General features: G+C 58.6%; 13 protein-coding genes. 9 read left to right on the top strand and 4 right to left on the bottom strand.

Annotated features, from left to right (window positions below; all coding sequences use genetic code 11):
- From H1Y01_RS07015 to H1Y01_RS07005, 3 genes are all read left to right on the top strand, one after another.
- Positions 1-823 (top strand): McrB family protein (locus tag H1Y01_RS07015; RefSeq protein ID WP_180539730.1); only part of this gene is annotated, 823 nt, incomplete at its 5' end.
- A gap of 332 nt (positions 824-1,155) precedes the next feature.
- On the top strand, positions 1,156-2,259 hold the full coding sequence (locus H1Y01_RS07010) for a 5-methylcytosine restriction system specificity protein McrC (protein WP_180539729.1): 1,104 nt from the start codon (positions 1,156-1,158) through the stop codon (positions 2,257-2,259).
- Positions 2,260-2,724: 465 nt separating this feature from the next.
- A complete protein-coding gene (locus H1Y01_RS07005) occupies positions 2,725-3,567 on the top strand; it encodes a TIM barrel protein (RefSeq protein WP_180539728.1) in 843 nt (280 codons plus the stop codon).
- A gap of 18 nt (positions 3,568-3,585) precedes the next feature.
- On the opposite strand, the gene H1Y01_RS07000 is transcribed toward H1Y01_RS07005, so the two are convergent.
- Together H1Y01_RS07000 and H1Y01_RS06995 are read right to left on the bottom strand one after the other, a co-directional pair.
- Entirely contained in the window at positions 3,586-4,329 is a 744-nt protein-coding gene (locus H1Y01_RS07000; protein ID WP_180539727.1) for an SRPBCC family protein, read from the bottom strand.
- Complete coding sequence (locus tag H1Y01_RS06995) at positions 4,313-4,933, bottom strand: winged helix-turn-helix domain-containing protein (RefSeq protein WP_180539726.1); 621 nt, start codon at positions 4,931-4,933, stop codon at positions 4,313-4,315. Before H1Y01_RS06995 ends, H1Y01_RS07000 begins: the two co-directional genes overlap by 17 nt.
- Positions 4,934-5,740: 807 nt before the next feature.
- On the opposite strand from H1Y01_RS06995, the gene H1Y01_RS06990 reads away from it, so the two are divergent.
- A complete protein-coding gene (locus H1Y01_RS06990; RefSeq protein WP_180539725.1) occupies positions 5,741-6,307 on the top strand; it encodes a hypothetical protein in 567 nt (188 codons plus the stop codon).
- A gap of 535 nt (positions 6,308-6,842) precedes the next feature.
- Here the strand turns inward: H1Y01_RS06990 and H1Y01_RS06985 are convergent.
- Positions 6,843-7,346, bottom strand: coding sequence for a Uma2 family endonuclease (locus H1Y01_RS06985; protein WP_180539724.1), 504 nt, complete (start codon positions 7,344-7,346; stop codon positions 6,843-6,845).
- A 370-nt stretch (positions 7,347-7,716) separates the two neighbouring features.
- On the opposite strand from H1Y01_RS06985, the gene H1Y01_RS06980 reads away from it, so the two are divergent.
- The 3 genes from H1Y01_RS06980 to H1Y01_RS06970 are packed head-to-tail and all read left to right on the top strand — an operon-like array spanning position 7,717 to position 9,950.
- Positions 7,717-8,373: a carboxypeptidase regulatory-like domain-containing protein gene (locus H1Y01_RS06980; RefSeq protein WP_180539723.1), complete on the top strand. Its 657-nt coding sequence runs from the start codon at positions 7,717-7,719 to the stop codon at positions 8,371-8,373.
- Positions 8,370-9,755, top strand: coding sequence for a hypothetical protein (locus H1Y01_RS06975; protein WP_180539722.1), 1,386 nt, complete (start codon positions 8,370-8,372; stop codon positions 9,753-9,755). The genes H1Y01_RS06980 and H1Y01_RS06975 overlap by 4 nt, the downstream gene beginning before the upstream one ends.
- A 36-nt stretch (positions 9,756-9,791) precedes the next feature.
- Entirely contained in the window at positions 9,792-9,950 is a 159-nt protein-coding gene (locus H1Y01_RS06970; protein WP_180539721.1) for a hypothetical protein, read from the top strand.
- A 105-nt stretch (positions 9,951-10,055) separates the two neighbouring features.
- Here H1Y01_RS06970 and H1Y01_RS06965 read toward each other — a convergent pair whose 3' ends face one another.
- The gene (locus tag H1Y01_RS06965; protein WP_180539720.1) at positions 10,056-10,955 is read right to left on the bottom strand and encodes a M23 family metallopeptidase; all 900 of its coding nucleotides are present in this window, start codon (positions 10,953-10,955) and stop codon (positions 10,056-10,058) included.
- Between the two features lie 193 nt (positions 10,956-11,148).
- On the opposite strand from H1Y01_RS06965, the gene H1Y01_RS06960 reads away from it, so the two are divergent.
- Positions 11,149-11,907 carry an ABC transporter ATP-binding protein gene (locus H1Y01_RS06960; RefSeq protein ID WP_180539719.1) on the top strand — a complete coding sequence of 253 codons (759 nt, stop codon included), beginning with the start codon at positions 11,149-11,151 and terminating at the stop codon, positions 11,905-11,907.
- On the top strand, positions 11,904-13,376 hold the full coding sequence (locus H1Y01_RS06955; RefSeq protein WP_180539718.1) for a hypothetical protein: 1,473 nt from the start codon (positions 11,904-11,906) through the stop codon (positions 13,374-13,376). Before H1Y01_RS06960 ends, H1Y01_RS06955 begins: the two co-directional genes overlap by 4 nt.
- The last annotated feature ends 63 nt before the right edge of the window (positions 13,377-13,439 follow it).

Raw genomic sequence — 13,439 nt, 5'->3', positions numbered from 1 at the left:
GCAGGTCACGCCTTCTGTGAATCGGGAGGCAGTCGTTTCTTTGTTACAATCCCGCCGGTTCGGCATCTTACAGGGTCCGCCGGGAACGGGGAAGACTAGAATGGCCCTTGAAATCCTGGATCGAGACTATGCCGGACGCGGTTTCACGATCCAGTGCCATGCGAGCACGACCTATGAGGATATTATCGGCGGGCTCGCTCCGGTTCACAGCGGGAGTGCTCTGGGCCTCCAGTTCGCTCCGCGGAGAGGCGCACTCATGGAAGCGGCCACGCTTGCGCGGAATAGCTCGGACAAGTACTTGCTTGTGCTTGACGAGATTAATCGAACCGATCTTGCTAAGGTTCTCGGAGAAGGCCTTTTCCTGCTCGAACCGCATGAAGGAAGCCGGACGATTCGTCTTCCTTATGACTTTGGTGAGCCGTGGTTCAGCACTTTCTCGCTGCCCGATAACTTACACATACTCGGAACCATGAATAGCGCGGATCGGAGTATCGGGATCGTCGATATTGCGGTTCGCCGGCGATTTGCCTTCGTTTCTCTATGGCCGAGTATCGATGTTGTTCGCGAGAATGCCTGCGAGACGATGCAAAGCGCATTTCGCCGACTGCTTCAGATATTCCTGGAATACGCAACGGACGAGGCGTTCTCCATGATGCCCGGTCATTCTTACTTCCTGGAGAAGGACGAGTCAAAGGCCAAGACCAGGCTAGCGACAGAGCTGGCGCCATTACTCAATGAATATCTCGCTCAGGGTTATGTGAGCGGGTTCGCTGAAGAGATCAGGGCTTACTTACAGTGGCTTCAAGATCCCGCAGGCTCATAGCGCTACCCGCGCCTAAGCAGAACGATATCTGTCTTGAGCTCGCGGATAACAGTACGCATGCGGTATCAGCCAGTCAATTTTTCAAGACGCGGAATTCAAGCGATCCTAATGGCCAGGCGGCGCGTTTATGCGATGGCTTCATTGCGGCGAACGCCAGAAGCGCCCGCTTACTTGAAACGGAGCTTCGGGCTGACTTCGACGGTCGAGACGTCCGTCTAGTTGCAAGAAGCGGAAATGCGGTAGGCGCGGTTCCGCTGGTTTCACCCCTAACTTCGTCGAATGACTTCGGGTTGGTCGTGCAGCCTCGTTTTCCTTGGCCGGGGATTGGTCCGATGCTGTCTGAAATGGGTTGGCGCGTTGTACCCGCCCCGTTGAAGCTGCCGCTACTGCATCGATCGGAACGGCGCGTTCCACCTTGGGTGCTTTCGTCGATGATCCTGGCGCGGATAGAGGCTTTGCTTTCTTCGCTTGACCGGCGATTCGAAACGGTTCATGAGTGTCGATCGTCGCCTAAGGGGCGCATTGATTGGAAACAGTACGCGGTCAAGAGTATCAGCCGGGCGAAGTTTCTGGACGTACCTTGTTCCTTTCCTGACTTGAGGGAAGACCGGCACTTACTGGGGGCCATCCGCTACACGTTAGATCGACAGCGCCAGTCGTTAGAGAGTCAGCGTCAGCACGGCGCGTTTGTGGCCGCCTTGATCGCGCGTTGTAACCGATTGCTTGAGCGGTTGGTTGCCGTTCCTGACTATCTCCCTACACCGGCATTCATCGCGCAGTACGTGCGGCGGCCGCTCCGGTCGGACTCCTTTCTGGACGGGCTGCAGGCGATTGAGTGGACGGTCGAAGATCGGGGGCTCGCGGGAGTCAGCGATCTGGATGGGATCCCGTGGACGATGCCGATGGAGCGCTTTTTCGAGGCTTGGATCGAGACGGTGTTTCGGCGCGTTGCAATGGACACCGGAGCGGTTATGCGGGTGGGCCGCACGAACGAGACTACGGCGCCGCTGAGCTGGCGTCCCGCGTATGTGGGTTCCCAACGGTCACTGGTTCCTGATATTTGGTTAGAGTGGCCGACGACCACTTTGATCATCGACGCTAAGTACAAACGCCATTGGGAGGAGATGCAGACGTCACCATGGGCGCGGACCGACGAGCAGTTACGCGAGGCACACCGGCAGGATCTGATGCAGGTGCTGGCTTACGCGAATCTGGCTTCGACATCGCGGGTAATCGCGTGCCTCGCTTATCCGTGCGGTGCGGAGACTTGGAAATCGCTTGCGGAACGCGATCGGATCATTCATTGCGCGGATGTTACTTCGGGTTTACGGGCCGTGGAGTTGTGGTTGACGGCTGTTCCGATGGCGCTAGGCGGTGACGGTGTTGCTGACTACTATTCGGCGAAGCTTCGGCGAGTCGTGTTCAATGCGGAGTAGTTGAAGGTTCTGGTGTCGCTTCGGGATACGGGGTACTTACTTAAGTCGTAGACCGGTCGGTTACCCTCGCGGCTCGGTATGAGATGTAAGTCGCCCGCTTCAGCAGCGCCCGTCGCCTCGTGTGAGGCCGCAGCTTGACATCGAACGCGGAAGGCATCACGCTGTCTTCATGAGGACGAGGCGGACTTCCCAGTCGAACCGCATGCGTGTCATAGGCTGCCTGCTATCGACGAATCGGCGGCTCAACGAACTCACGTGGGATTGAAGAAGAGCGAGAACGGGGGTTTCGCTCGGCTTCATTCGGTTATAAACCAACTCGCGGGTGTTCGCTAATCCGATGCCGTGGCGCGGGTGACTTCCCGTGTAAAGTCCTGGTATGGGCGACGCGGCTGGGCAGGGAATCGTTCGCTTTCATTGCAGGCCGCCCCGTCGCCGGCGGGGCTCGAATAAACTGAGGTCTGGCGTATGGAACGCGTTGTCAGAAATGGTCGCATACGGCAGTCGCTGGTCTACTGGTGCCTGAACGGCACGGATTGGAATTGGGACATCGACCGCGTCTGCGCCACCGCGCAAGGGCTCGGGTGCGAGAGCGTCGAACTCGTGCCGCCGGAACTGTGGCCCACGCTCCGCAGATATGGCTTGCAGAACGCCCTCGCATTCAACGGCATGCCGGACCCTCCGTTCCGCAAAGGCCTGAACAATCCGCGCTATCACGACGAAGTGATCACCCGGACGAAAGCCGCAATCGACCAGGCCGCCGACTTCGGGATTCCCAACGTCATCGCCTTCACCGGATTCAAGTGGCGCGATGCCGAAGATCCAACAAGCGAGGTCATCCCGCCGGCTGAAGGCGCCGCCAATTCAGTTAAGGCGCTCTCGAAGTTAGGAAGCTACGCCGCAACTAAGAACGTAACTATCTGCCTGGAGCATCTCAATACGCGCGATAGCTCGCATCCTATGAAAGGCCACCCCGGTTATCAGGGTGACGATATCGATTACTGCGCGGACATCATCCGGCAAGTCAGCAACGCGCATGTGAAGCTATTATTCGACATCTATCACGTGTCGGTCATGAATGGCGACGTGATCCGCCGGTTGCGGCAGTATCGCGACATCATCGGGCATATACATACAGCGGGAAATCCCGGCCGCGGCGAGTTAGATGACAACCAGGAAATCAATTACCCGGCCGTGATGCGCACCTTACTCGACATCGGATACAAAGGCTTCGTCGGACAGGAGTTCATTCCTGTCCGCGAGCCTGTTGCGAGTCTAAGGGAAGCGGTGTCGCTTTGCGATGTTGCTTAGCGTGTTGTCTGGCGATGACTACACAGTTGCTGTCTGGAACACATTGAGCTTCTGCTTCCAGTGCTCAATGGCTTCGTCCAGATGATTCGCCGCGTCGCCGTAGCGCACCACGTTCGCGCTAATCCCGGTCTTTCCGGAGTGTTCACCTAGAGCCACATAGACCAGACCGTCGCCGCCCTCGGTCGTACTTACAAGGATCTCTTGCGGCGGAACCTCATACACGACTTGGTTCCCCGCCGTCGCTACCGGCCGCACCTGCTTCCACGCGTCTTCCTGCGCGCCAGGTGCTGCCGAGTAGAACCAGTTTTGCCGCACCCGCTCATTGGGATGATGCGCAAGGGTATAGCTCAACACCCGCAGCATCATCGGCCAGCCCAGCTTGGTGCCGTCATACTCCTTGTCCCATTCCGCGGTCGCCAGGAACCCGGAATGCACCAGCCGCAACACCGTGCCGCCTTCCTTCGCCTCCACGTAGTAGTCGATCGCAATGTGCACCGGCTCGGCGCTGCCGCCCGGGTCGGGCCGGTCTTTCGTTACACGCAGATGATGGGGGGCGTCGAACACCTCGATCTTACTCGCCGCGTTCATCCCTCCGCCCCACGACACCCAATACTCACCGCCTTCGCGCGCGTCAATCTTCACTTCGGGTGCAAGCCAGCCTTGCACGTCGGACGCATCCGTAATTGCTTTCCACACCCGCTCTACCGGCGCGGGCATCTCCATCACGGTCTCATGCGATCTTGTCTTACGATTCGTTTCCACTCTTACTCTCCTTTTCAATTTCAGATTTTGGTATTGGGTACGCCCCCGCCGTGATGCGAAACGTTCGCCCATCCTTCGCATCCGCCGCGTGGTACTTCCCGATCAACCGCGCCATCTCGCCCGTCAACTCCCGCACAAACGCATTCCGTTCACCCGCATTCCGGAACCGCACCACCGAGTCGAGTGTTACTGTCGGCAGTATCTTGCCGCTCGCCTCCGCCGGTCCGCTCATCGAAGCAACTTCCTTGATCGTCCTTGCCGCCACCGCGATTAGATAGGAAGCCGATAACTTATCCGCCATGGCTTTCGGATTCACTCCGAGCGGTCCCACCACGGCGGGATCGATCACATAGGATTGCGCGGTGCGCCGCATCATCCGCTCCATGCAATTACCTTTGCGGCGCTCCTCTACCAACGCGACCAACCCGGCCTTCTCCAACTCGCGCAGGTGATAATTCACGATCTGCCGCGACCACCCGAGCTTCCGCGCCAGCCCCGCGGCTGAATCCGGATCGGCAAGCAGTTCAACTAGCGCGTTCCGCTCTGGATCGAGAAGCACCGCCGCGCTCCGCGGTTCCGAAACTACCTTCAGCGCTGCTCCCATAAAGGCATTCTGCACCGGTAAATAAAGATTGTCAAGGAAAATCTTACAGTGACGGTAGTGAGTTCGCGGCGGAGAACTTTCGAGTGGTTTTTTACCAAACGAGATTTGGCTTCAACTTGCTGATGCCACGGAGCTTACGCGAATCGCTTGGGTCGTTTTGTTACTGTTTTTTTACGGTTGAGTTGCGCGATGGACTTGGGTCTCGATCCGCGACCGTGAGTTGTGAGTCCGGCGCCGCACCACGTTTTTTCGGCTCCTCGATCTACGTGTAGCACCGGCGCGGAAGAACTAAGACCGCATTGCGCTGTAAGGCACGGCGTTCATTGGTGAAATTACTTTTCCGGAGGTGTGAACGTTTGTCGCTGCACGCGCGGCGGCGGCGAGGACGTCCCGATCGCGAAAACGACCGACGCGAAATGTACGATTGGCGGTGTTCCGTCCAGTTAACCGACCGCCTGCCGGCTGAACGGACTACCTGAACGTGCGGCTTGTGCGCTTCGCGTTTCACGATCAGAATGCAAACGTAAGAATAGAGTGCGCAAATCGGGCGCCGAAGGAGATTGACAATGAAGTTTCGAAGATTCTGGTGTCTCGCCGCGTCGTGTGGCGCACTGGCGGTCCCGGAGGCTGTTGCCCAGGGATCGCCCGGTGCGCGGCCATTGCGAGGGCTTAGGGTTCCTGTAACGAACACGGGCGGCACGGTTCCGGCAGCGGCGCCCGGCTACACTTACGCGCTTTTCGATTATCCCGCCGGTTTCAACACGAACGGATTCGGCATTAACCGGGGCGCCGCCAGTTCGGAAGTCAATGTCGTGGGAGGTTTGGGGAAGGGCACGGGTTATCCGATCGGTTTCTCCGATCGATTTCTACGGGGGGTTCCTGATGCGGTACGAGGCAATCAAGAGCGGCCCTGCCGAAACTTACCGTCCCATCAAATTCCCCGGCGCGTCGCAGCAGGCCGCATCCGGGATAAATGATGCGGGGAATATCGTCGGTTACTACCCGGTCAGTTCCGGCGGGCCGCAAGGGTATCTGGAAAGCGGAGGCGCGTTCACCACGATCGATGTACCTTTCTCAGGGGCGGAATGGACGGTTCCTTTCGGAATCAACAACGCCGGCGATATCGTGGGCTACTGGCTGGACTCGAACACTTCTCACGGATTCCTTCTTAGCGGCGCGACCTACACTTCTTTCTACTATCCCGGCGCGACCTTCACGATCGCAATCGGCATCAATAACCACGGAGAGATCGTCAAGTGCGCGGACAACTTTGTCGATTCCAGGGTTTCCTTCCGAGCGGTGGCGTCTTCACAACCATTACCATTCCAGGTGCGGAGTCGCCGGCGCCGGACGGTATCGATGATAACGGTGTGATGGCAGGGGTCTTTTACGATTCCGTCGGCCAACATTCCTTACACGCAATCCCTAAGACATAACCTGTTTAGCATTCGCTTCTGCTATACTCTTCAAAAAATTGCCCGCAAAACGGAGTGCCCGGGCCGCTTTACTTCTGCACGGCTCCTAAGCTAACTGACGATCTCGAGGCGAGCGGGGCCGTTCGCGAAGTCCTCGCCCGGCATGAGGAGGTTCTATATGACGCCACGCGTGAAGCGAGTACTCGAGGCGGTCGGCTGGTTTGTTCTAGGTCATCTAAGCTGCGCGATCATGCATCACATGCACAACCTATAGCTATTGAGTTCTTGAGTAGCAGGGCTTGTCGAAAGTCCGAAAAGACCGCTTGCTGACGCGGCTCCCTCGAAAATAGGCCCCAACATACACCGTTCTACCCGGATAGGGTCAATGGGGCCGACAGCGGAGAACCCTCCCTTTCGGTCGGGCTCGGAGTGGGGCTGTACGGTCCCTTCAAGCGTGGCGCGGCTTTGCCTTATCAGCTCCAAGCTATGGCGAGTTATTCGAGATCGGCAAGCCGCACAACGATGTTCGGGCTCTCGGTTGAAAACACCCCATCGTGAACCTCGCGCACGCCTTGCCCGGAGTAGATACTTGCCCGGCGGATGACTGGATCGATGACCCAGACGTAGCGAACGCCGAAGTTCAGGTAATCATCGACCCGTTCGCGCATTTCGCGAATGCGGTCTTCGGGAGATAGGATTTCGATGCAGAGGAACGGGGGATCTGTAACGATGCCGCCTGCCGGGCGCGGCCCAACTAAAACAGTCACGTCGGGAATTCGGAATCTCGTAGGCTTCACCTGAACACGCTGCTCCACAACGACCTGAATTCCAAGCTCGTTCCTGCGTTGTCGAAGGTAAGCAGCTATCGCCGTCTGCAAATCGCTGTGTTCCCATTCACCCACGTTTCGCTCCAGCAGCTCGCCGTCGATGTACTCGCGGTCGGGCCGGTAGCTCGTCTTGAGGTAGTCGGTAAGCGGGACAGAGGTTGCGGTCGACATGGCGTGGCCTTTTTTATCTTACAAGTTCTATCTTACGAGCGGTTGGATCGCTAATCACGAGTCGCCCGTACTGCCGTGATAGCGACCTCACCCGAGAAAGGATCGACCTGCGTTCAGCTAAATACCGGTGGGCGGCGCGCTCGGAGTGGGGTAATATGCTTTCGATGGGGCTTCCGGCATCAGGTATAACGGAGTTCTTTAAGTTCGCTGCCGAGGCGACCAAAACCCCGCTGGGGATTTAGGTCTTCTCATCGTGGTGGGCGGTTTCCTGGCGTATCGCTGGTTCGCGAAGTCGCCGGTCGCAGTTCGTTTGACCATATTCGGGCTCATTTTCGGCGGTATCGTCGCATGGGGTGTGGCGATCAGGAATGTGTCCGCACTAGCGAAGACCAACGCGCCGGCATTGCCCGGGCAGACCGTGCAGCAGGAAGTCACTTATTCCGGGCTCATTGTCGATGCGGGTACGCTCGCCGGCATTCGCGGAGCGAAAGTCATCCTTTCTTTAGCCGGTGCGACGCCCGGCTACACCGATTCCAACGGCCGATACTCGATAGACGCCCCGCCGTCTTCGAAGGTCATTCGGGTTAGAGTATACGCTACTAACTACGACACTTACGACGAACTACTACCGCCCGGAGCCAACAATCAGTTTGCGGACATCCGTCTGGACGTTACCCGAGCCGTTCAAGGGCAAGATGCCGGGGGAAACGGGAAGCCGATCGCCGCCCCGACTCCGAGCAAAGGTAAGCGCGAGAGCAGCCAGTCAAGGGGCCTTTCAGGAACCATCCTCGACGTTGTAACCGACCTCCCGATCCGCGGCGCCACCGTCACTCTTACCATCGACCAGGAAGAGCCGCTCCACAGGGAGACAGAATCGACGGGCGTTTACGTCTTCAATAAGGTTCCCGCTAACGCGGAGGGCGTCCTTCGGGTAACCGCGCCAGGGTACCAGCCTTACGATAGACGGATCTCCGCCCAAACGCGGCCGGAGCTGAGGACCATCAAACTCAGGCGAACACAGCAATGAGAGTGCCGGACGGCGTCGGATTCAATCGAATTGCCGACTCCGTAATCGTCCTGCTGTGTACCGGATGGCTTCTCCTGTTCCACTCGCCCGCGTCCACGGTGGTTCTGATCGCTGCCCTTAGTTATCTTGCCATCCGCGCCAACCGTCGCGAGCCGATTCTCCGGATAGCCGAGTATGTAGTAACTTATAACATCGCTCAGAGCGGCGATGCCTTGATCACCGAAGAGTTCCGCGGGGTCCGCTCGGAGTTCCTGCCGGTCCGTGAAGTCCAGGATGCTTTCGAATCGCGCTCAGGCTACTTCGATACTCCCGCATATCCGGACTGCCGGCCCGATTCCCAGCACGTGAGATGGCGATGGCTGGACGCCGGCGGCCCTAAGCGTAGAGGTCAGACCGAGTTCGAGCCCCGGCTGCACAGTAGTCCAATCGACTTCGTGCGCCGCCTACGCGCCTACAATCTGGTCGCTTTCAACCAGAGGGATCGGCGCGATAACGGGGCGTCGCCGGAAGAAGCCCAAACAGAGCGAATCCGGCATTTCATTGGCGCAAGGATTACCCTGTTCGTTTTGCGCGTCACTTTCCCCGACAAGTTGCCGGAAAAGCTGGTTGCCGAGGCGCGTACGGCGAAGCAAGCCAAAGTCGACGCGAAAGAGACAGTCCGGATTCTTGGAAAACAGGTCGCGGAACGAACGTACGAACTAACCATTGAGAAACCGCGGATCGGTTATCGGTACCAACTCACGTGGTCGCTTCCGGTCGACGAAATAGAACAGCTCAACCTCGGCTTGCAGGCGATCGGTTTGGCGAATGACGCTACGCAATATCTGATTAATGCGCAAGCCGGAATGCGACAAGCGGAGTTGCGTCACGAACTCGATGAATTCGCCGTTCAACTGCGGCAGCAGTTCGCAACTCCGGAGCTGAATCTGTCCCTTTACGTTTACCGAAGTCTGAATACCGTCGGGTCCCTCGTTTGCGCTGCCGGTACGAACGCAACCAACTCCAACCCGGGGCGAATTCAGGTTGGCCGGACTCCGGTGGGACGCTGCTACCGGCGTAATAAGATCATTTTGTTTAACTCGCTTGTCCCAAAATCCGACGACGACCTTGCCTATGAGCCGGTACCCGGAGAGGAGAAACTCCAGCCACCGACCATAGCTTGCTGCATCCCGCTTCCTTGCCCTACACCGAGCGGCAGAAAAATCGGGGTACTCTACCTGACCACCAGGTCCAATACGGGCGGTCTGGCAGGACTCTTCTCGGATCCGCAGCTTGCCGCGGACATCGGAAAGCAGGTGCTTGCCTGGTACTCGGTCCGCGTCCCCGCCGCGCTCGGAATGAAAGACACATTGTTCCTCCGAGAGAAAGGACGGGCGGAATAGCTGCCTGAATAGGCTAGAATCGGATTAGGTCAACGTATGTCACAGGTAAACGAGGTCACCCGGCTGAACGATTCCACAATCAGTGTGGATGTCGAGATCTCCGCGGAAGAATTGCTCGAAGCAATGCGGCAATACGCTCACGAACCCGGCGAGGTTATCGCGGAAGCCGGACGCGCCGACGGGCGTGATGAATGAAATCCGGAACCTAGCAGCCCGTGTCAAAAGTCCGCAAAGACCGCTTGCTCACGCGCGCGGCTCAGTAGACTCATCGCGTTAGGGAGCCGATTTTCACACAGGCTGCTAGAACATCAAGCTTGGTTCAGACCCCGCCGCCTGCAAGGTACTCTTGCTGGAGAGGAATCGATAGGGATTGACGGGAACACCGCCGATCCGTACTTCGTAGTGAAGGTGCGGTCCCGTCGAGTGACCCGAAGTTCCCACCGCGCCCACCTGCTCGCCCTGCCGCAGTGACTGCCCTTCCAGAACATCCACGCGGGAAAGATGGCCGTAGTAGGTCTGATAGCCGTTCCCGTGATCGATGATCACCAGCCGACCGTAGCCCTCGTACCAGCCCGCCTGCGTTACGGTACCGTCCGCCGCAGCCGAGACCGCGGTGCCGACCGCCGCGGCCATATCGATGCCGGTGTGATATTCGCCTTCACCCGAAAAAGGATCGACCCGCGTGCCGTAAGCGCCGGTAATGCGGCCGTCCACGGGCCAGAAACCCGAGAGCATCGCCGTAATCCGGCCCGAGCTGTTGGCGAAGAACGTGCCGTCGTAATGTGCCGTTCCGAAGGACTGCAGGCTGTTGAACGTGGCCAGCGTCTCAGTGATCGTGGGCGCCAGGCGCGCTTCGGCAGCGACGTTGTCCGGGCCTTCGATTCGCGACTTCAAACCATAGGCCGCCGAGACTTCGCTGGCGAACATTTGCAGGGTAGCGAGCTGTTCATGCGTCTGCGCCTGATTGCGCTGCAGCCGTTCGTAGCGCCCGCGCAACACCGCCGCCTCCTGCCGCAGATGATTGTAATCCGCTACCTTCAAGGCCATGCGGGCGTAGCTCGACACCAGTCCGACCAGCGAAATTGCGCCGAACAAAGCCAGCCCCAGCACGCCATAAATCACCCGGTGCGGAATGTGAACGCGCCTTAAGCGCCCATGCAGCGAATGGGCGAGCACTAGGATGAAGTAATCTTGTTTCAACTTTTCTCCTGCGAGGCGCATTGCCGCGCAAAACCACGGGCAAGCAGCCGTCGCCTCCAACCAAAGGGCTATGGATTGAATTTAAAACTGTACCAAGACATTAACGAGACGTCAATAGAATGGTAAATAGTCTGTATTGCAATCTGAGTCTTTGTCCCACAACCCGGAAATACCGTTCGAAGCAGGCCTATAAATGACCCCCGCCCCAGCCATCTCCATTCGCGATCTCCGCAAAGTCTATGAATCCAAAGTGGCGGTCGACGGACTTACTCTCGAAGTCCCGCGCGGCAGCTTCTTCGGATTTCTCGGGCCGAACGGGGCAGGGAAGTCGACCACCATCCGCATGCTCACCGGCCTCGCGCCGGCGACGGCCGGAACCATCGAGATCCTCGGCTACCCAATGCCCGCGCAGGAAATCGAGATTAAGAAACGCATTGGATTAGTCCCCGACGAGAGCCTGTTATTCGACCGTCTTACCGGATTTGAATACCTCGAATTCGTAGGCCGTATGTATTCGCTGGACCGGCGGCTTGCGCAAGAGCGCGCCCGCGAATTATTAGAGCTTTTCGAGCTTGCCGGCGAGCCAAAAACCATCATCGCCGAGTATTCCAAAGGCATGCGCAAGCGCGTCGCCATGGCCGCATCGCTCATCCACCGCCCCGAGTTGTTTCTGATGGACGAGCCTTTCGAAGGTGTGGACGCCGTCGGCGCGCGCCTGATGAAAGACATTCTGCAGGAGCAGGTTCGCCAGGGCGCGACCGTCTTCCTGACCTCTCACGTGCTCGAAGTCGTCGAACGGCTTTGTGACCACATCGCCATCATCGCGGCGGGACGTATTGTGCGGCAGGGGACGCTGAACGAACTTCGGTCCGGCGACGAATCGCTGGAGGAATCGTTCGTCCGCATCGTTGGTTTTAGGGAACACCAGCGCCTGGAGTGGCTGGAACGATGATCCTCGCCATCCTGCGCGCGCAGTTGCTGAGCTTGCGCGGCTTTGGAATGCGGCGCAGCGCGGCGAGCCTGCTCGGCCTGATCCCGACCCTCCTGTTTTTTCTGTTCTGGGCCGGGTTTGCTTTCGGCGCCTGCTTGATTCTCAGCGAACTGACCGACCTGAAGCAGCTCGCCCCGGCACTCGGAGCGGGCCTGTTCGGCGTCTTTTTGTACTGGCAGATCGCGCCTGTAATCACCGCCAGTATGGGTGCGTCGCTTGACCTGCAAAAGCTGATCGTCTACCCCATTCCGCTCGATAAGCTTTTCGCCATCGAGGTGATGCTGCGGTTTTTAACCGTCGGCGAGATGCTGGTCATCCTCGCCGGTGCGTTCGCCGGAATTCTTCGCAACCCGGTGTTCGGAGGCGCGGCGGCACTCGTTCGTTTGGTGCCGGCAACACTCCTTTTCGTCCTGTTCAACCTGCTGGTGGCTGCTGGAATCCGCAGCATGATTGAACGTCTGTTCCGGCGCAAGCGGGTGCGCGAAGTCGGGATGCTGGTCTTCGTTCTCCTTTGCGCCGCGCCGGGGACGTTGATCGCTTTGAAAGTGCCCAAGAGCCTGCTGATCGCCTACCTGCCGCTACAGAACTTCTGGCCCTGGGCCGCAACCGCGCGCTGGTGGCTGGCGCAATCGCCCCTCGAAGCGGCGGGCGTGACGGCGCTGTGGATCGTAATCGCGTATCGCTTCGGGCGGAAACAGTTTTATCAATCGCTGCGCGAAGATCCGTTCGCCGGCAAGGCCGCGGTTAAGAAACGCCCCGGCAGCATGGAGTGGCTGGAGCCCGTGTATCGCCTTCCCTCGCGCTTTTTCCGCGATCCGTTCGCCGTCATGATCGAGAAGGAGATCCGGGCGCTGACGCGCTGCGCCGGATTCCGTCTCGCTTTCATCATGGGGTTCACTTTCGGCCTGTTGATCTTCATTCCGAACCTGCTTCGACCGCACGAAGGTGTCAGCGCGATCCAGCAGCATTTCCTGGCGTGGGTCAGCCTGTATTCGCTCATGCTCGTCGGCTTCTACACCTTTCTGAATGCGTTCGGATTCGATCGGAGCGCCGTGCAATTCTACTTCGCCGCGCCCGTCTCTTTCCGCAGCGTTATGGCAGCGAAGAACGTCGCGGCTGTGTTCTTTCAGATGCTGGAAGTTCTGTTGATAACCATCGTGTTCTCGTTGTTCCCGATTCCATTCAACCCGATGGGTATCGCCGAAGCGTTCGCCGTGACCGCGGTCGCGTGCTTATATGCGTTTGCGATCGGGAACCTGACGTCGGTCCGTTTTCCCGTGCCGATGGACCCCGATAAGATGTCCCGGGGCGGCGTCTCCTCGCGCGGCAAGATTGCGCTCATCACGCTGCTGTTCCCGGTCGCGTTCCTGCCGATCGGGCTGGCTTACTGGGGAAAAAGCTCAAAGCCAAACTTGGTCTGCAGCGGTTGATGGGGGCCATACAGGCGGACCACCCAGAAATGATGCTCGTGGCGCCGGAATGAAAGCGGGAGC

Origin of the sequence: Nevskia soli (genome assembly GCF_903970205.1) — a bacterium.
Lineage (GTDB): Bacteria > Acidobacteriota > Terriglobia > Bryobacterales > Bryobacteraceae > Bog-113.
The sequence above is the reverse complement of the archived record's forward strand: the minus strand, read 5'-3'. Positions and strand labels throughout refer to the sequence as shown.